Raw genomic sequence first — 18,536 nt, 5'->3', positions numbered from 1 at the left:
AAGAATTCTTCAGAATGAGGAGTTCTTTTTATTTTGCGAAAAAAACGAAAAAGTGCAAATTTAGGGCATACATAATAACATTCGAGCATAAGGCGTGATTGAATTAGGAATTCATCGATTTGTCAAGTCAACATGCCTTGAAATGAGTTGAATTTTGCTATATAGTCATAAGAGAAAATGAGCGTATTGGAGGACTTACAGATGAGCAACATTTTTGCTGTCATTTTGGCTGCAGGTCAAGGTACACGTATGAAGTCCAAATTATATAAAGTACTACATCCAGTTTGTGGGAAACCCATGGTACAACATGTAGTGGATCACATTCAAACCGTAGGTGTTAATCGCATCGTAACGGTTGTTGGACATGGTGCAGAAAAAGTGCAACAACAACTTGGTGACAAAAGTGAGTATGTTTTACAAGCAGAACAGTTAGGCACGGCACATGCTGTTCAACAGGCAGAGGCTATTCTAGGTAATGAAGAAGGTACAACATTAGTTGTATGCGGTGATACACCTCTTATTCGTCCTGAAACAATGAAGGCTTTGTTCGAACATCACCAAGCTAAAAATGCCAAGGCGACAATTTTAACAGCTGTTGCAGAAAATCCTACAGGCTATGGTCGTATTTTACGTGGCGACAATGGACAAGTGGAGCAAATTGTGGAGCAAAAGGATGCTACTACAGAGCAACAACTTGTGAAGGAAATTAATACGGGCACTTATTGCTTCGATAACAAAATGTTATTTGAGACTTTAAAACTTGTAAAAAACGATAACGTACAAGGTGAGTACTACTTACCTGACGTGATCGAACTTTTACAAAAACAAGGTAACATCGTCGAAGCATTTGTAACAGAAGATTTTGAGGAAACACTAGGTGTTAATGATCGTGTTGCTTTGTCACAAGCAGAGACATTAATGCGCGCACGTATTAATGAACGCCATATGCGCAACGGTGTAACAATTACTAACCCTGAGGCTACGTACATTAGCTCAGATGCAGTTATTGGTTGTGATACGGTAATTCAACCGGGCTGTATGATAGAAGGCGCAACTGTAATTGGTGAAGATTGTATCATTGGACCGAACACGCAAATCATAGATAGCCGTGTCGGTGATCGAACTTCTGTGCATTCATCTGTTGTGCGTGAAAGCGCTATAGCGGAAGATACAGCTATTGGGCCGTTTGCCAACATCCGCCCACTTTCTGATATAGGTAGCCATGTAAAAATAGGCAACTTTGTAGAAGTGAAGAAAAGTAAGCTAGGGAATGACACGAAAGTATCGCATTTAAGCTATATTGGTGATGCTGAAATAGGAAGTAACGTCAATATTGGCTGTGGTTCCATTACAGTGAATTATGATGGGAAAAATAAGTTCCAAACAATTATTGAAGATGATGTATTTGTAGGATGTAATACTAATCTAGTTGCACCAGTAAAGATTGGTAAAGGTTCATTTATTGCAGCGGGATCTACAATTACAAAAGAAGTTCCTGAAGATGCATTGGCAATCGCCCGTGCAAGACAAGAAAACAAACCGAATTATGTAAGCAAATTAAATTCAAAATAATTATCAACTAAACAGGAGGCCATCATGCCGTATCAATATGCAAACTCACAATTAAAAATATTCTCACTTAACTCTAACAATCCGCTTGCTCAAGAAATTGCGCAAGAAATGGGTGTTGAATTAGGTAAATCTTCTGTGAAACACTTCAGCGATGGAGAGATTCAAATTAGTATTGAAGAAAGTATTCGTGGTTGTGACGTGTTTATCGTGCAGTCAACTTCTGCACCTGTAAACGAACATTTAATGGAGCTTTTAATAATGGTAGATGCGGTTAAACGTGCATCTGCTCGTACAGTTAACGTTGTAATGCCTTACTATGGTTATGCTCGTCAAGACCGTAAAGCAAAAGCACGTGAGCCAATTACAGCTAAATTAGTGGCAAACTTACTTGAAACGGCTGGTGCAACGCGTGTCATCGTATTAGATTTACATGCACCACAAATCCAAGGGTTCTTCGATATTTTAATCGACCACTTAATGGCAGTACCTTTACTTTCTGATTACTTCAAATCTAAAGGTATCCCTACAGAAGAAATTGTTATTGTTTCTCCTGACCATGGCGGTGTAACTCGTGCTCGTAAAATGGCAGAACGCTTAAAAGCACCAATTGCTATTATTGATAAGCGCCGTCCTAAACCAAATGTTGCAGAAGTGATGAACATCGTAGGTAATGTTGACGGTAAAGTGGCAATCTTGATTGATGATATTATCGATACTGCAGGAACAATTACTATCGGTGCAGATGCATTGCGTGCTGCTGGTGCAAAAGAAGTTTATGCTTGCTGCTCACACCCTGTACTATCAGGTCCAGCAATCGAACGTATCGAAAACTCAGCAATTAAGGAACTCGTTGTAACGAATACAATTCAGCTTTCTGATGAGAAAAAATCTCCGAAAATTACAGAGCTTTCAGTAGCTAAATTAATGGCAGATGCAATTTCTCGTGTTTACGAAAATAAATCAGTGAGTACTTTATTTGATTAATATTAATCATATCTAATTATTCTTATTAAATTGTACATGCATGCTATAACTGTTTCTATACGTTAATAGCTTATTCAATGGCTAAACAATCGAAGAACTTAGCATAATGTGTGACAAATTAAGGACAAATCTACGTTTTTTAGTAGATTTGTCCTTTTTGTGTGGCTGTTAAGTGTGAAAACTTCTATGAAAGGGTATACTAGTAATTATTACTAATTATATTTGCATTAAGATTTAGTAATTGATGTAAATATTGTTAGAGCCCTTTGCAGATAGTACTGTTTTGACAGGTGCATTTTTGCATAGGCGTAATTTTTCTTGGAAGGGGAAGGTATAGATATGAGTACAGTCTTAAGTGTAAGAAAACGCGAAGCTGGGCATCGTTCGACATTAACCCAACTTAGAAAAGGGGGAGCTATTCCAGCGGTAATTTATGGCTACAAATTAGATTCAACCCCAATTTCTATTTCTGCGAAAGAATTTAAAAAGTTCGTTCAAAAAAATGGACGTAACGGTGTATTTCCAATGGAGTTAGATGGGACAAGAGTAAATGTTGTCGTATCTGAAGTACAACAATGTAGTTTAAAGGATGAAGTGAATCACATTGATTTTTTAGCTATTAATATGTCTGAGGAATTAGAAGTTGATGCAGCCGTATCGCTTGTTGGTGAGTCTGTTGGTGTAAGTGAAGGTGGCATATTAATGCAACCAAACTTGGAAATTAAAATAAAAGTGAAACCGACGGAAATCCCGGAAACAATTGAAATTAATATTACTAAACTTGCCATTGGAGATTCTATTATGGTAGCGGATATTCGCGAGCAAGTAGATTTTGATATTATTAGTGAAGATGATTATACATTGGTGACTATTATGGCACCAGTTGCCTCTATAGGGGAAGAAGAAGTAGAAAAGAACGAAGAATAAATAAGACTAAAAGTATGTCTTAGGGAAATGCTATCAAGATGGTCGTCAGTGACTGTCTTGATAGCATTTTTTGTTGTAAAAAAGTAAAATTTTTGAATTTCTCAGTAGTTAGACGTAAAATAAATTTAGGGATTAACTGGAATTTTTAAAATTATTACTAGTAGGTTATCATACATTTCTTCATGAAGAAATGTATCGAAATGTTTTCTTAGAGCTCGATATGGTAAAATAATGACTATTAGATTGAGAAGAGAGGTACTTATGAAAATTATCGTTGGTTTAGGGAATCCAGGTAAACCTTATGAGCATACACGCCATAATATTGGCTTTGATGTTATTGATGCATTAGCGAAAAAGTGGGATGCACCTTTAACAAATTCAAAATTTAATGGTATGTATGCAACTATACATCGTCCTGAAGGAAAGGTTCTACTTGTTAAGCCTTTAACATATATGAATTTATCGGGTGAATGTGTTGGCCCACTCATGGATTATTTTGATATTGATGTAGAAGATTTAATTGTTATTTACGATGATTTAGATTTAGAGACAGGAAAGCTTCGTTTACGTCAAAAAGGTAGTGCAGGAGGGCATAATGGTATTAAATCATTAATACAGCATTTAGGAACACAAGAGTTTAATCGTATACGTATTGGTGTTAATCGTCCTCCGGCGGGCATGAAGGTAGCGGATTATGTGCTGTCAAAATTTGTTAAAGAAGATCAGGGTGTTATTGAGGATGCGATTGACAAGAGTGTAAATGCCGTAGAAGCAGCGCTTTCAAAACCATTCCTTGATGTGATGAATCATTTTAACAGCTAGTCGTGCTTTTAAATCAAACTTTATTTAAGCTTTCTTGCAAATGTCGCAAATGTTTTCTCGGCGAACATACAATGCAGTTTTGAACGTTTGAACTCAATAGCGTCATTGAATAGTGCATAATCCTTTTCGGGAATGTCTATACTTTAAGTAGTAAGTTGCTTAAAGGGAGGATGATTTGGAGATGTCAGTTCGTTATCGATGTCGGCATTGTGAAGTAGAAATAGGGACACTACCGTTTGATGCAGATGATACAATTCGGAAGTTGCATATTTTCGAGATGGGTGAAGCGGATGATTATGTTGAAAAAGATCAGCATGGACAAACGACTGTGCACTGCATTTGTGAGCAATGTGAGGACTCGCTTAAACAATATCCAGATTATCATGCACTCAATAAATGGATACAATAATAGGAAGGATGCTTTGGCGCACATTGTGTGCGTCCAAAGCTTTTTCCGTTTTAGTTTTATAAAGTTTAGTACAGTTTGTGTTAAATTATTGTGCCATTTATCGTGCATAATCTAGACGCGTCGTTTTTTTAAAACAATCGTAAATAGACAGTGAAGTACATTGGCAGATTTATTGTAAAAGGCACATGATTGATATATTTGCGCCGAGATGTGATTGATAATTAGACAATAATAATGCATATAATTATAGTAGATTGATAGTATAGGCGAATATGGATAAATAGAATTTTTGCGCTGAAAGGAGCTTTTGACTGTGGAAGTTTTACGAAAGCTTGTGTCGCAGGACAAACACATCACATCATTTATACAGGAAATTCAGAGTGGTCTTACTGCGTCGCAGCTTATAACAGGATTAACAGGGAGCGCACGCCCAGTACTGGTCGATGCGTTGTTTAACTATATACAAAAGCCTATTTATATTGTGTCACCCAATTTATTGCAGGCACAAAAGATGGTCGATGAACTTGTTGGCTTATTAGGTGAGGAGCATGTCCATTACTATCCCGCAGATGAATTTATTGCTGCCGACTTATCTGTTGCATCGCCAGAATTGCGTGCAGAGCGCATAGCAACACTGGACTGTCTAGCGAGGGGTGAGAAAGCTGTTTATATCATCCCTGTTGCGGGTTTACGTAAAATAATGCCACCTAAGGAACATTGGCTACAATATTTTTTACAGACAGCTATTGGTGAGGATATTCAGATTGAGGAATGGCTACAAACACTAGTAGCGATGGGGTATGTGCGCAATTCAATGGTGACATCACCAGGTGAATTTGCCTTGCGTGGAGGAATCTTAGATATTTATCCACCCTATCTAGAAGCACCTATTCGTATTGAGCTATTTGATACGGAAGTAGACTCCATTCGTACGTTCTCTGCCGATGATCAGCGTTCCATCGATAAATTGCAAAAGGTTCGTATTCTACCAGCGTCAGAGGTAATTTTGACAAAGGAAGAGAGAACATCGTTAGCAAGTCGCTTGGGAGCAGCATTAGCGGTTAGCTTGAAAAAAGTAAAAAAACAGGAAACAAAAGAACTGCTTTATCAAAACATACAATATGATATTGAATTGCTTCAACAAGGGAATTTACCGGATTATGTGAACAAATTTGGTTCGCTATTGTATGAAAAAACTGCTTTCTTAGGTGATTATTTTGCACGGGATGGCATGGTATTATTTGATGAACTTGGTCGTATCCAGGAAGTTATGGATGCTTGGGAGCGTGAAGAAGAAGAGTGGTTTTTATCGCTGATTGAAGAAGGAAAGATGGTGCATGATGTAAAGCCAGCCTTTTCTTTAAAGGAAATTTTAGCAATGCTTTCACAGCAGAAACTATTTTTATCGTTATTTTCTCGTACATTTGCGGGCATCTCATTTAATAAAGCGACTAATTTTTCTTGTAAGCCAATGCAGCAATTCCATGGCCAGATGGCGTTGTTACAAAGTGAAATTGAACGATGGCTGATGGGTAAATTTACTGTACTGATAGTTGCTAGAGATAAAGATCGTGTTAAACGTGTACAGCAGATGCTAGATGAATATGATATCCATGCCACAATTGGGGAACCAAATGAGCCTGGGATTTATATTACAGATGGCGTGTTGTCGAGTGGTTTTGAATTACCTTTACAGCGTTTGGCGATTGTAACGGAGGATGAATTATTTAAACAACAGGCAAAGAAAAAAGCACGTGCTCAAAAAATGACGAACGCTGAACGTATTAAAAGCTATACAGAAATTAAACCAGGCGATTATGTCGTGCATGTACATCACGGTATAGGGAAATATATTGGTGTGGAAACGTTAGAGGTTAATGGGACACATAAGGATTACTTGCATATTCGTTACCGCGCTGACGATAAATTGTATGTACCAGTAGAGCAAATAGATTTAATCCAAAAATATGTGGCATCTGAAGACCGTGAACCAAAGCTACATAAATTAGGTGGGGCAGAGTGGAAAAAGGCCAAAGCAAAGGTATCCTCTGCCGTTCAAGATATTGCCGATGATCTCATTAAGTTGTATGCCAAGCGAGAAGCGGAAAAGGGCCATGCATTTGCGCCTGATAATGACGATCAGCGTACGTTTGAAGCATCGTTCCCTTATGAAGAAACAGAAGATCAGCTGCGTTCAATTATTGAAGTGAAGCGTGATATGGAGCGTGAACGACCAATGGATCGCCTTGTCTGTGGAGATGTTGGTTACGGTAAAACGGAAGTTGCGATTCGTGCAGCATTTAAAGCCATTCAGGATGGCAAACAGGTTGCTTTCCTTGTACCGACAACAATTCTTGCTCAACAACATTATGAGACGATCCGAGAGCGATTCCAAGACTTTGCCATCAATGTAGGATTACTATCTCGATTCCGTACGAAAAAAGAGCAAACAGCAACGTTAAAAGGTCTAAAAGAAGGACAAGTGGATATTGTCGTTGGGACACACCGGATTTTATCGAAAGATTTAACATTTCAAGACCTCGGTCTGCTTATTGTGGATGAAGAGCAGCGCTTTGGTGTTACCCATAAGGAAAAAATTAAGCAACTAAAAACCAATGTCGATGTTTTAACATTAACGGCAACACCAATTCCACGAACACTCCATATGTCCATGGTTGGTGTACGTGATTTATCAGTTATTGAGACGCCACCAGCAAATCGCTTCCCTGTCCAAACATATGTTATGGAGCATAGTGGGGCATTAGTGCGTGAAGCAATTGAGCGAGAAATGGCACGTGGTGGTCAAGTGTTTTATTTATATAACCGAGTGGAGGATATGGCCCGTAAGGTCGATGAAATCCAAATGCTTGTCCCTGAGGCGCGTATTGGGCATGCACATGGGAAAATGACCGAAACAGAGTTAGAATCTGTGATTTTAGCCTTTTTAGAAGGTGATTACGATGTGCTTGTTACGACAACCATTATTGAAACAGGTGTGGATATTCCAAATGTAAATACGCTTATAGTACACGATGCTGATCGAATGGGTTTAGCACAGCTTTATCAATTGCGAGGTCGGGTTGGACGTTCGAATCGAGTAGCATATGCGTACTTTATGTATCAACGTGACAAGGTACTAACAGATGTTGCTGAGCAACGGTTGCAGGCCATTAAAGAATTTACGGAGCTAGGATCTGGCTTTAAGATTGCGATGCGCGATTTATCGATTCGTGGTGCAGGAAACTTGCTTGGCGCGCAACAGCATGGCTTTATTGATTCTGTTGGCTTTGACTTGTATTCGCAAATGCTTGAAGAGGCCATTGCTGAACGCCAGACAGGTGTGAAAAAAGAGGATAAGCCTGAAATAGAAATTTTATTAAATGTTGACGCCTATATACCGGATGCCTATATACCAGATGGCTATCAAAAGATTCAAATGTATAAGCGTATTAAGGCAATGGATCAAATCGAGGATTTTGAAGAGATCACGGAGGAGTTAGAGGATCGTTTTGGAGATCTTCCGGTTGAAACAGAGCGTTTACTGCGTATTGCTCGTATGAAGGTCTGGGGCTTAGGAGCAGGCGTAATGTCAGTAAAGGAAAAGCAGAAGGTTATTTCAATTTTATTTTCTGAGGAAGGTACAGCAAAAGTCAATGGAAGCAAAATTGTTTCAGAGTCAATGAAGTTTGAGCGAGCTGTTGGTTTTGGTATGGACGGCATGCAATTAAAATTAACGATTGATGAACGAAAGTGCGGAAAATATCAATCGTTTGATATTTTAGAAGAAATGATGCAAATTATTGACAATGCGAAAAAAGAGCAATAAACAAAGGCTGGTCATTATCATAGGTGATAATGACCAGTTTTTATTTATTTCTTGTTATTCTATTGCCATTTATAACTGGTATGAAAAATATTGTTGGCTTTGAAATCCTTTTTCTTCAGTTTTTGCATAGATTGTTTATTTAAAATCCATACTATTGTTGAATACAAATTTGATTGTAGCGAAAGCGAGGCATTGAGATGAAAGCAACAGGGATTGTTCGTCGTATTGATGATTTAGGGCGTGTGGTTATTCCAAAAGAAATTCGTAGGACGCTACGTATTCGGGAAGGTGACCCGTTAGAAATTTACACGGATCGTGAAGGAGAAGTCATTTTAAAAAAATATTCTCCGATTAATGATTTAGGGGAATTTGCGAGAGAATATGTAGAAACGTTATATGAAACGTTGGGCACGCCAGCATTTGTAACAGATCGAGATGAAGTGATTGCGGTTTCCGGTATCGGTAAAAAAGAGTATATTAATCGTCGCATTACATCTTTTGCGGAAGGTTTTATGGACGAACGCTCAACGAAGATTGAAAAAATGGAAACAACAATTGAGATTGTTCCTGGTCAATATGAGCAGGTAAAATCTTATTGTGCAACACCAATTATGGTCAATGGAGATCCGATTGGTTGTATCATTGTTCTATCCAAAGTCCATTTTGTCGGTGAAGTAGAAGTAAAAGTTGTGGAAACAGCTGCAAACTTCTTAGCGAAGCAAATGGAATAATTAATAAATATTTAAAGTTATTGTGATGACCTTCTAGGCGAAACAATAACTTTTTTTTGCGTACATAGTTGTAAGCGCCAATCATCGAGACGTAATCGGGCGCGTCAAACTTTTGAGTTATGCTATACTATTGGCATTGTTAAAGAAGGAAAGAGGATAGATTATGTCGGAACGTTTTGGCATGAAAAGTTACATGAAAGGCGCTGCTCTATTAACCATTGCGGCCTTGATTGTAAAAGTATTAAGTGCAATCTATCGTGTACCTTTTCAAAATCTAGTTGGTGATGAAGGCTTCTATATTTACCAACAGGTATATCCAGTTATCTCTATTTTTGTTGTTTGGACATCGAGTGGTTTTGCAGTAGCGATTTCTAAGATGCTTGCCGATAATGATTGTATAGCCGACCCTATAGAAAGAAACTTGAAAAGAAGCGGCATTATGCGTATTGTTTTTCGCTATTTAACATTGCTGTCGTTCCTATTCTTTTCTGTATTATTTGTCGGTGCGGACATGCTAGCCAATTTGATGGGTGATACTAAACTTGCACCATTGCTGCGTACAGGTTCCTTTATAGTACTTGTCATGCCTGCTCTGGCTGTTTTAAAGGGCGGTTTTCAATCAAGAGGCATTATGGAGCCGATTGCTTATGCACAAGTACTAGAGCAAACTGTAAGGGTATGTGCCATCTTGACGGGTACATACATTGTTATGACAACGACAAAGTCGCTTTATGGTGCCGGACAAATGGCAATTACCGGAACGGTCATTGGAGAATTTTTTGGTTTTATCCTGCTTGCACATATCTTTACAAAACACTTTGGATCATTTAAAGGTAGGCAACGACAACAATTAGCCAGCCTACCAATTGTGAAAGAAGTAACTTTGCTAAGTTTAAGTGTAAGTATGAGTAGCTTGTTATTACTGGGTTATCAGTTAGTAGATTCCTTTACCATTTATTCACTACTAATTGACAATGGGGTAGACCAGACTTTAGCAAAAGAAACGAAGGGTATCTATGATCGTGGACAACCATTAGTACAGTTAGGTATTGTCATTGCTTCTTCGTTATCCCTTGCCATTGTACCGCTCGTTGCGCATATGTCTAAAAAGCAAGAGGGGCGCAGTGCTATCCCGTTTATTCAATTAACCTATAGATCATCTGTATTATTTGGTTGGGCAGCATCTCTAGGCTTAATATTAGTAATGCCCTATATTAACACGATGCTCTTTAAAACAGATGCACTTTCGGATGTACTAATGTTATATGTGCTACAAATTGTTCCATTGTCGATTATTTTAACATTCACTGCCATTTTGCAAGGCTACGGAAAATTAAAAAAACCGGCGCTTTTGTTATTTATAGGTTTTATCATAAAGATATTGTTGAATGTGTTGACGGTTGGTTCGATTGGTGTACTAGGTGCAGCTATAGCTAATAATGTCGGGCTGTTATTTTCGGCGCTAGCCCTTGCTTTCTACTTAAAGAAAATGACGGGTATTGAATTAGCACCTGCAAATTTTTATAAAAAGGTTAGCGGGGCATCGCTAAGTATGACTGTGGTAGTAGTACTCTGGCTACAATTTGTACCAACACTTTTAAGCAGTTTTTTATCGGCGCGTTTTGTCGCTATGGTAGCAGGCCTTAGTGCAGTTTGTTTAGGGGCGTTTGTAATGATTACAGTCATAGCAAAGCTACGTGTACTTGCAGAAAAAGAGTGGTATTTATTGCCGTTTGGTAGAAGAATGGCTGTATATCAACTATGGTTAAATCGAAAGAAGTAGGTGGATTTATTGCATACATTAACAGTAATTGGCCTTGGGGCTGGTGACTTTGAGCAATTACAAATGGGCGTTTATAAAAAATTGAAGGCTGCAACACAATTATTCGTTCGTACAGTCGATCATCCAGTACTAAATGCATTATCTGAGGAAGGCTTGCAATTTGCAAGCTTTGACACAGTATATGAAAAACATGGTACATTCCAACCTGTATATGAGGAAATTGCAGAAAAGCTTATCGAAGCAACTGTCATTGCGGACGTGATGTATGCTGTACCGGGACATCCACTTGTGGCAGAGCAAACGGTGCAGCTTCTAATTGCTGCAGCTGATGAGGGAAAGGTAAATTTAGTCATTGAAGGCGGACAAAGCTTTCTGGATCCAATTTTCGGTGCATTAAAAATTGACCCGATTGAGGGCTTTCAGTTACTTGATGGTACTAGTTTTTCCATGAATGATATCAATATGCGCCAGCATGTTTTAATAGCACAAGTATATGATACATTCAGCGCTTCTGAAGTGAAGTTGACATTGATGGAGAAGTATGATGACGAATATCCAGTAACTGTTGTTACCGCTGCAGGTTCTTCGCAAGAAAAGTTAGTGACAGTCCCGCTTTATGAGCTCGATCAAAGTGTTGAGGTCAATAATTTAACAACGGTCTATGTACCACCGGTGAAATCGCAGGAGGAAGCGTTGCGAGACTGGACAACCTTCCGCGAAATTATTGCCACTTTACGCGGGCCAGATGGCTGTCCATGGGATCAACAGCAAACACATGAGTCACTAAAAAAATATCTACTTGAAGAAGCACATGAATATTTGGCTGCTGTAGATGCCGAAGATGACTTTGCGATGATTGAAGAGCTTGGGGATGTATTATTACAAGTATTTTTACATGCTCAAATAGGAGAAGACCAAGGGTATTTCTCACTAGAAGATGTTTTAGCTTCAATCAGTGAAAAAATGATTCGTCGCCATCCACATGTCTTTGGAGATGTCTCAATAGAGAATGCAGAAGGTGTCATTGCAAATTGGGAGGCTATTAAAGCTGAAGAAAAAGGAATTAGGGAGAAGCCTTTGTTGGATGAGGAATATCGTGCATCATCGTCACTACAAACTGCTTATAATTATCAAAAACGGGCAGCTAAAGTTGGCTTCGATTGGCCTGATGTGAACGGTGCTTGGGACAAGTTTGCAGAGGAATGGCAGGAATTCCGCATAGAGGTGACGAAAGGTTCTAATACAACACGTCTCGATGAGTTTGGGGATGTTTTGTTTACACTTGTTAACTTAGCACGTTTTTATAAGTTGTCACCGGAGGAAGCCATGCTACATGCTAATGAGAAGTTTGCAAGACGCTTTGGGTATGTAGAGGAAAAGGTGAAAGCAAGTGGCAAGCCATTTACAGAATATACGTTAGAACAATTAGACGCTTTTTGGGATGAAGCGAAACAGCTAGAAAGGAAGTAAAAAATGCGATTAGATAAATTTTTAAAGGTTTCACGATTAATTAAAAGACGTACTTTAGCAAAAGAGGTGGCCGATCAAGGCCGAATTACAATTAATAGTAAGGTAGCAAAAGCGAGTAGTAGCGTAAAAGCTGGTGATGAGTTAGCCATCCGCTTTGGGCAAAAAATTGTGACTGCGCGTGTAGAAGAATTACGTGATACTGTGAAAAAAGAAGATGCTGCAAAGATGTTTACAATTTTAAAAGAAGAGCGACTTGAAAAGGTTGAGCCTGAGTTTATCGACGATGAGGATTGAATTTTTCTTAACTTTAGTCTGTTAAATCTCTCAATATAGGGGACGTAATTTATTAAAAGTATGGCAACTTTGATAAAGTTGTCATGCTTTTTAGGTTGTCCGCATAAATTGAACAGAAGCTAGGACGACTAAAGGAGGAAAAAAATGACGCTACATCAAGAAAGTAATCGTTACACAATTCCATCTGGTGAGCATATTTTAACGATTCGTAATCGTAAAAGAATGGACATGACTTCTGTAAAATCAATTGAACGCTTTGATCAGGAAGAGTTTTTCATCAAGACGTCCCAAGGGCATTTGTTAATTCGTGGAGAAGAACTGCATATCGTTCATTTAGATGTAGACAAAGGGTTATTAACACTTGAAGGAACTGTAAAAACTTTACAGTATGACGAGGAGGAAAGTGGCTTCTCGAAAGGTTTCCTTCATAAGTTATTTGGATGATTGTTAGCGAGCAATTTGTTCAGCTATTAGTCATGGTAGTGAGCGGTATAGCAGTTGGATTTATTATTGATAGCGTGAGGCTAATTGTTTTTTCAACTCCAAAAAGGTCAAGCCTTCGAAAGTGGATGATGTTATTCGAGTTACTAACGTGGATTCTACTTGGGGCACTGACATATTATTTATTATTTTGGCTAAAAGATGGCGCATGGCGGGCTTATGACCCGCTAGCGCAAATTGCAGGTATTTTTTTATATCAAACAATTTTTCAAACGTTTTTACGTTTCGTTGCCCGCATTTTGGTGAATATAACATGGAGACCCTTGTGGTTCATTATCCGATTAATAATAGCCTTTATTCGACAAATTCTGCAGCTACTTATCAATATTGCTGCGTTTGTCATAAGACCTTTTGTCAAAATTTATTCGTATTTGTCCTACACTTTATTAAAAAAATTTCGATATATCAAGTATAATAAAAGACAACAATAACTTCGGAGGTGCGGGCATGACTAAACGTCATTCATCAAAAGAGGAACAGCAAAACTATACGAAGCTTGATAATGACTATGTCCGTAACACGGATAAAGCTATAAATCGCAAAGCACAATCACGGAAACGAAAATTGCGCCGTATTGTCTTTTTTGCGATTGCGCCAGTCGTCATTATTGCTTTTCTCTTAAATATACTTTCGAATCAATCCGAGACGTTAGAGGCAAAAGAGAAGAAAAAGGTAGAAGTAGAACAGCATTTAACAGAATTAAAAGAAGAACAAGAGATATTAAATCTTAAAATTAAACAATTAGAAGATGATGAATACATTGCAAAGATTTTGCGCAAAGAATATTTCTTAACTAAGGACGGCGAAATTAATTTCGTTATTCCAGAAGAGGAAGATAAAAAAGACGACTGAAAAGCTATGTATTGTTGACACTCTTTTTTAGTCATATATAATGAAAAGAGAAACTTATTGCAGTAAAAAGTTTGATTAAATTGATTACATGGCTCAAAAGAGTCGCTTAATTTTTAAGGAGGAGCATTTTTTTTATGTCAATTGAAGTAGGCAGCAAGGTACAAGGTAAAGTAACAGGAATTACAAATTTTGGAGCATTCGTTGAGCTGCCAGATGGCAAAACAGGCTTAGTACACATCAGTGAAGTTGCTGATAATTATGTAAAAGATATCAATGAGCATCTAAAAGTTGGAGATGAAGTTGAAGTAAAAGTGATGAATGTTGAAGCGGATGGAAAGATTGGTCTTTCAATCCGTAAAGCAAAGCCTCAAGTTGAGAGACCTGAGCGTCCTCAACGTCCACGTCGTGACAATCGCTCTAACGATCGTAACGAACGCCACCAGCCAAAAGAAAACTTTGAGCAAAAAATGGCACGTTTCTTAAAAGATAGTGATGAGCGATTAACAACACTAAAACGTGCAACAGAGTCAAAACGCGGTGGTCGCGGAGCTAGACGAGGGTAGTTTGCTGACTGTTTTAATCGTAGAAAAAGTGTATTAGATACTGTGGGGATTGGTTTTTGTTTAGGACAAAGGCTGATCCCTTTTTGTTTTGGTTTTTCAAAAAGTAGCTGACGGGTTGTTGACTCGTGAACATGAGCTTTTTAAGGCACGATAAAAAAACACGTAATTCAATTTACTTATAAATTGAAGTTACGTGACTTGTAGTACATATTATGTTGCCGTTGTACGACACTTTATCGTGTGGATGTTGGCCCTTTTTTCTTTTTAGGTGCTGGCCCAGTTGGTTGTTCGATAGAATCTTTTGCCAGTTTCTCAGGTGGATGGACAACCATTTTTGCAAGTAAAAATACGCCATATATGCTTATAACTAGACCAGTGAGCAATAAAAATATTTGTACAACAAATGGCAAATTAATGAGGATTGATACAAGAATAATCATCGAGCCACTCCCACAAATTAAAGCGGCTTTTGTTAATGAACTCAACGAAAGTTAACCTCCCAAGCAAGTGCATTTTATTCTAAGTATGCCATAATGTTTGCCTAATAGCATAACAAAAAATGAAGTAATCTGATTGTCATTTTTATTTGTCGAGCCAGCTTCGCAACAGATGATGGTCATACTTAGTTGACAACATACGCTGTATTTTCATAGAAAAAGCGTCTCAGAAGTACTCCTGAGACGCTTTTTTTGCATATGATGACCCCTACGGGATTCGAACCCGTGTTACCGCCGTGAAAGGGCGGTGTCTTAACCGCTTGACCAAGGGGCCTACTTATGGTGGCGGCCGAGGGGATCGAACCCCCGACCTTACGGGTATGAACCGTACGCTCTAGCCAGCTGAGCTAGGCCGCCAAAATATTGATGGAGCGGAAGACGAGGTTCGAACTCGCGACCCCCACCTTGGCAAGGTGGTGTTCTACCACTGAACTACTTCCGCATACCTCTTTAGAGGACAAGTTAAATAATACAAACAATTATTATAAGTGTCAAGAAGATTTGTAAAAGAAGTTAATAAAAATAAGCGATATATGAAAAATAAATAAATTCATTTAGAACTATGCGATGATAAATGATGAAACAGATTTACATAATGAAAAAAAGATTGTATTGCACCAGATGGGAAGATAAGTAATATGGTTGTTATTTGAACACTTTAAATTTATAAAATTTGCTCAATTTTTGTAGGTATTTGTTTTTATCTCGTAAATTTTCTAGCCCTTGCGGCGCAGAAAGCTACTGATAGTATGAATCTAACAGTTTTTATAGTAGTTGCTGCCAATTCTCGTATTTATGCACATGTATTCGTCGAAATTTTTATATTTTTTTCTGTCATCGTCAGACAATCTTTCCACACATAATTTCTTATAATAACCAAAAGTGTAGAAAGGGGATATAGAAATGACAAGTGTTGAATGGTATGAAACAGAGAATGTAGAAGACCAAAAATTAGGGGCGAAAAAAAGACAATTACTAATAGGCTCTCTATTTTTTTTAACATCCTTTTTTTTAGCTCAGTCTGTTGTGTTTGAAGCAGCTGTACCTTTCTCCGTTCCTTTTTGGGCAATTATTCGTGGTAAGTATAAAGAATATGCCAAGTTTGTGTTAGTTGGAAGCTTAATAGGTTGTTTTTTTCTTGGTTTTGGACAGGTTGTCATTTTGGCACTGCAAATCGTTATGTATGAATGCATCATGCGTTTTCGCTATTGGCGATTGCCACAGAGTATTGCCGTTTCACTGGCCGTAGTACTTGTCCAAATTCTGTGGCAGGGGGTCATGCATCAAGGCTTACCACCAGTACTTGTCCAGTTTTATGTGGGGTGTGAAGCAGCCTTAGCCCTTATTATGACGTTATTTATGCAGGTTTTATTTGTAAACTCCTATGAGTGGTTTACAAGCCATTGGACATATGAAAAGCTTGGCTCAGGGTTAGTGGTATTTGCCGCCATGCTTACAGGGATGCAGGCAGTGGTTATAAGCTATTTTTCATTGCCAATCTTTTTATTGCAGCTACTTATTTGCTTTGGGGCCCTGGTTGGAAGTGTGCCATTAGCGACGGTAATCGGCGCGGTACTTGGAACACTAATAGGTGTTGCGAAGCTTTCGTTTACAGGTATGCTATCTGTTGCAACATTAACCGGACTATGCGCAGGTATGGGAGCAAGAGCAGGGCGATTTGGTGTGACCATTGGCAGTATTATGCCGAGTGTGTTTTTTTTATTTTACGATGCAACATTGCCGTTAGATAGCGTGTATTTTACATCAATTGTTATCGGCAGTATTGTTTTCTTAGTCATTCCGAAAAGCTATTCGGATAAGGTGAGGGACAAGCTGTTTCCACAACGTGAAGAAATATTGTTGGCACGTCAGCATTGGTTGACAGAGCATGTTACGTTTAAGTTAGAGCATTTCCAACACTTTGTGCATTTCATGAAAGAACTGGTATTTGAGCGGTTTATGACGGCACCTGTGGCTACGAAAGAAGAGGTTGCACCGATGAATACATGTTTAAGCTGTTTTCGTTATGATAGGTGCTGGGGAGCACAAAATAATGGTATGGACAAGCTTATGACAGATTGGTTTCATATGAAGGGTGTGGGAAAGGAATCCTCCATTCACCGTGTAGAAGACCAAATACGTTATAGATGTGTGAAATCGACGAAAATTTTCGAAGAGCTAGATACAGAGTTGTACAGAGAACGTATAAATGGACAGTATTTTCACGGCAAGAAGATGATTGCACTGCAATTACGGGATATGAGCAATCATCTAAATCAACTAATTGCGGAAATGAAGGAGGAAACTATTTCTTTCGTAAGTGTGGAAAAGGATATAGTTCAGCGTTTGAAGGATGCACATATCGAGTGTTTTCAGTTAGATGTGTTAAGTAATAAGGCGGGTGCGCGAAAAATTGTTTGTGCGCTAGCTCCTGCGCGAGTCAATTGGGAGGATGATACGACATTAGCGGAAAGGATGATTTTGCCAATATTATATGAAATTTTCGATGAACCTTTTGAAATTGAGAAAGTAGTCGCGTGTGATGTACCATTTCGCCACATTCAAGTTAGCTTTAGGTCTGCTATTAGCTTCGAAGTAGAGTATGATATATATAGTATGTCAAAAGATGCGACATTGTATTCTGGCGACTCTCATGCCCTATTTCAATTACACCCTGGGCTCTTTGCCATTTTATTGTCGGATGGTATGGGACAGAGTAAAGAAGCTCAACATGAGAGTAGGAAACTGATTCACATGATGCGAGAGTGCTTGAATTTCAATATGAACCCAGAGACGGCTATGCATACTTTGCACTATGTAATGTCACTGAAGCAGCAAAACGATATGTATGCAACTCTTGATTTTGCTCTGGTTGACTTGCAACATGGTGATTTATGGTCATGGAAGGCTGGCGGGATGTCTACGTATATCTTACGTGGCAAAGAGGTGTTGAAGGTTGAAAGTAATGCTGCACCAGTCGGATTCTTGTCTATATCAGCGGTCGAAGCTGAAAAAAGAAAGCTGAAGGCGGGGGATGTTATTCTCATGCATTCAGATGGCTTGTTTTCAAGTGTTGCTGATTGGGATGAACAGGAAGAGGCATTTTTAGCGCAAGCACAACAGGTAGCTGGCACAAATAAATCGATACAAGAAAAGTTAACAACAATCATGCAGTCTTTCCAAGCTTATTATGAGATAGAGGATGATTGTACAGTTTTGATGTTAGAAGTGACACATGTTGTTCCAACTTGGGCGGTGTTTAGACCAGTTCAATACTCCATGAGTAAGTCATCATAAAAAACGAA

The 18,536-nt window shown here is 38.5% G+C and carries 16 protein-coding genes and 3 tRNA genes; 15 read left to right on the top strand and 4 right to left on the bottom strand.

What is annotated here, in order from left to right:
* Positions 1 to 201 precede the first annotated feature (201 nt).
* The 14 genes from glmU (at position 202) to C9J35_RS18390 (ending at position 14,734) form a co-directional block, all read left to right on the top strand.
* A complete protein-coding gene (gene glmU, locus C9J35_RS18455; RefSeq protein WP_107925820.1) occupies positions 202 to 1,572 on the top strand; it encodes a bifunctional UDP-N-acetylglucosamine diphosphorylase/glucosamine-1-phosphate N-acetyltransferase GlmU in 1,371 nt (456 codons plus the stop codon).
* A 24-nt stretch (positions 1,573 to 1,596) separates the two neighbouring features.
* Positions 1,597 to 2,556, top strand: coding sequence for a ribose-phosphate diphosphokinase (locus C9J35_RS18450; RefSeq protein WP_107925817.1), 960 nt, complete (start codon positions 1,597 to 1,599; stop codon positions 2,554 to 2,556).
* 339 nt (positions 2,557 to 2,895) lie between these two features.
* On the top strand, positions 2,896 to 3,483 hold the full coding sequence (locus C9J35_RS18445; protein ID WP_107925816.1) for a 50S ribosomal protein L25/general stress protein Ctc: 588 nt from the start codon (positions 2,896 to 2,898) through the stop codon (positions 3,481 to 3,483).
* A gap of 261 nt (positions 3,484 to 3,744) precedes the next feature.
* Positions 3,745 to 4,305: an aminoacyl-tRNA hydrolase gene (gene pth / locus C9J35_RS18440; RefSeq protein WP_054768431.1), complete on the top strand. Its 561-nt coding sequence runs from the start codon at positions 3,745 to 3,747 to the stop codon at positions 4,303 to 4,305.
* A 181-nt stretch (positions 4,306 to 4,486) separates the two neighbouring features.
* Positions 4,487 to 4,714, top strand: coding sequence for an anti-sigma-F factor Fin (locus tag C9J35_RS18435; protein ID WP_010857031.1), 228 nt, complete (start codon positions 4,487 to 4,489; stop codon positions 4,712 to 4,714).
* Positions 4,715 to 5,027: 313 nt separating this feature from the next.
* Positions 5,028 to 8,540, top strand: a complete 3,513-nt coding sequence (gene mfd / locus C9J35_RS18430; protein WP_107925814.1) for a transcription-repair coupling factor — start codon at positions 5,028 to 5,030, stop codon at positions 8,538 to 8,540.
* A 197-nt stretch (positions 8,541 to 8,737) separates the two neighbouring features.
* Entirely contained in the window at positions 8,738 to 9,271 is a 534-nt protein-coding gene (gene spoVT, locus C9J35_RS18425; protein WP_107925812.1) for a stage V sporulation protein T, read from the top strand.
* Positions 9,272 to 9,434: 163 nt separating this feature from the next.
* Positions 9,435 to 11,054, top strand: coding sequence for a putative polysaccharide biosynthesis protein (locus C9J35_RS18420; RefSeq protein WP_107925810.1), 1,620 nt, complete (start codon positions 9,435 to 9,437; stop codon positions 11,052 to 11,054).
* 9 nt (positions 11,055 to 11,063) lie between these two features.
* Positions 11,064 to 12,524 carry a bifunctional methyltransferase/pyrophosphohydrolase YabN gene (gene yabN, locus C9J35_RS18415; protein ID WP_107925808.1) on the top strand — a complete coding sequence of 487 codons (1,461 nt, stop codon included), beginning with the start codon at positions 11,064 to 11,066 and terminating at the stop codon, positions 12,522 to 12,524.
* 3 nt (positions 12,525 to 12,527) lie between these two features.
* Positions 12,528 to 12,818, top strand: a complete 291-nt coding sequence (locus C9J35_RS18410) for an RNA-binding S4 domain-containing protein (protein ID WP_107925806.1) — start codon at positions 12,528 to 12,530, stop codon at positions 12,816 to 12,818.
* Positions 12,819 to 12,962: 144 nt separating this feature from the next.
* The gene (gene yabP / locus C9J35_RS18405; RefSeq protein ID WP_004229167.1) at positions 12,963 to 13,262 is read left to right on the top strand and encodes a sporulation protein YabP; all 300 of its coding nucleotides are present in this window, start codon (positions 12,963 to 12,965) and stop codon (positions 13,260 to 13,262) included.
* Positions 13,259 to 13,750, top strand: a complete 492-nt coding sequence (yabQ, locus tag C9J35_RS18400; protein ID WP_107925804.1) for a spore cortex biosynthesis protein YabQ — start codon at positions 13,259 to 13,261, stop codon at positions 13,748 to 13,750. Before yabP ends, yabQ begins: the two co-directional genes overlap by 4 nt.
* A 16-nt stretch (positions 13,751 to 13,766) precedes the next feature.
* Positions 13,767 to 14,171: an FtsB family cell division protein gene (locus C9J35_RS18395; RefSeq protein ID WP_107925802.1), complete on the top strand. Its 405-nt coding sequence runs from the start codon at positions 13,767 to 13,769 to the stop codon at positions 14,169 to 14,171.
* A 134-nt stretch (positions 14,172 to 14,305) separates the two neighbouring features.
* Positions 14,306 to 14,734 carry a S1 domain-containing RNA-binding protein gene (locus C9J35_RS18390; RefSeq protein ID WP_054768432.1) on the top strand — a complete coding sequence of 143 codons (429 nt, stop codon included), beginning with the start codon at positions 14,306 to 14,308 and terminating at the stop codon, positions 14,732 to 14,734.
* 233 nt (positions 14,735 to 14,967) lie between these two features.
* On the opposite strand, the gene C9J35_RS18385 is transcribed toward C9J35_RS18390, so the two are convergent.
* The 4 genes from C9J35_RS18385 to C9J35_RS18370 form a co-directional block, all read right to left on the bottom strand.
* Positions 14,968 to 15,219 (bottom strand): hypothetical protein, encoded by a 252-nt coding sequence (locus C9J35_RS18385; protein ID WP_107925800.1) that lies wholly within the window; start codon positions 15,217 to 15,219, stop codon positions 14,968 to 14,970.
* A 214-nt stretch (positions 15,220 to 15,433) separates the two neighbouring features.
* Positions 15,434 to 15,505 (bottom strand) — tRNA-Glu (locus C9J35_RS18380).
* Between the two features lie 6 nt (positions 15,506 to 15,511).
* Positions 15,512 to 15,588: transfer RNA gene (locus C9J35_RS18375), tRNA-Met, on the bottom strand.
* A 10-nt stretch (positions 15,589 to 15,598) separates the two neighbouring features.
* Positions 15,599 to 15,673 (bottom strand) — tRNA-Gly (locus C9J35_RS18370).
* A 461-nt stretch (positions 15,674 to 16,134) separates the two neighbouring features.
* Here C9J35_RS18370 and C9J35_RS18365 point away from each other — a divergent pair.
* Positions 16,135 to 18,528 carry a SpoIIE family protein phosphatase gene (locus C9J35_RS18365; RefSeq protein ID WP_107925798.1) on the top strand — a complete coding sequence of 798 codons (2,394 nt, stop codon included), beginning with the start codon at positions 16,135 to 16,137 and terminating at the stop codon, positions 18,526 to 18,528.
* Positions 18,529 to 18,536: the final 8 nt, after the last annotated feature.

The sequence above is a fragment of the Lysinibacillus parviboronicapiens genome, assembly GCF_003049575.1.
GTDB lineage: Bacteria > Bacillota > Bacilli > Bacillales_A > Planococcaceae > Lysinibacillus > Lysinibacillus parviboronicapiens.
This window is presented reverse-complemented; position numbering and strand designations above follow the sequence as displayed.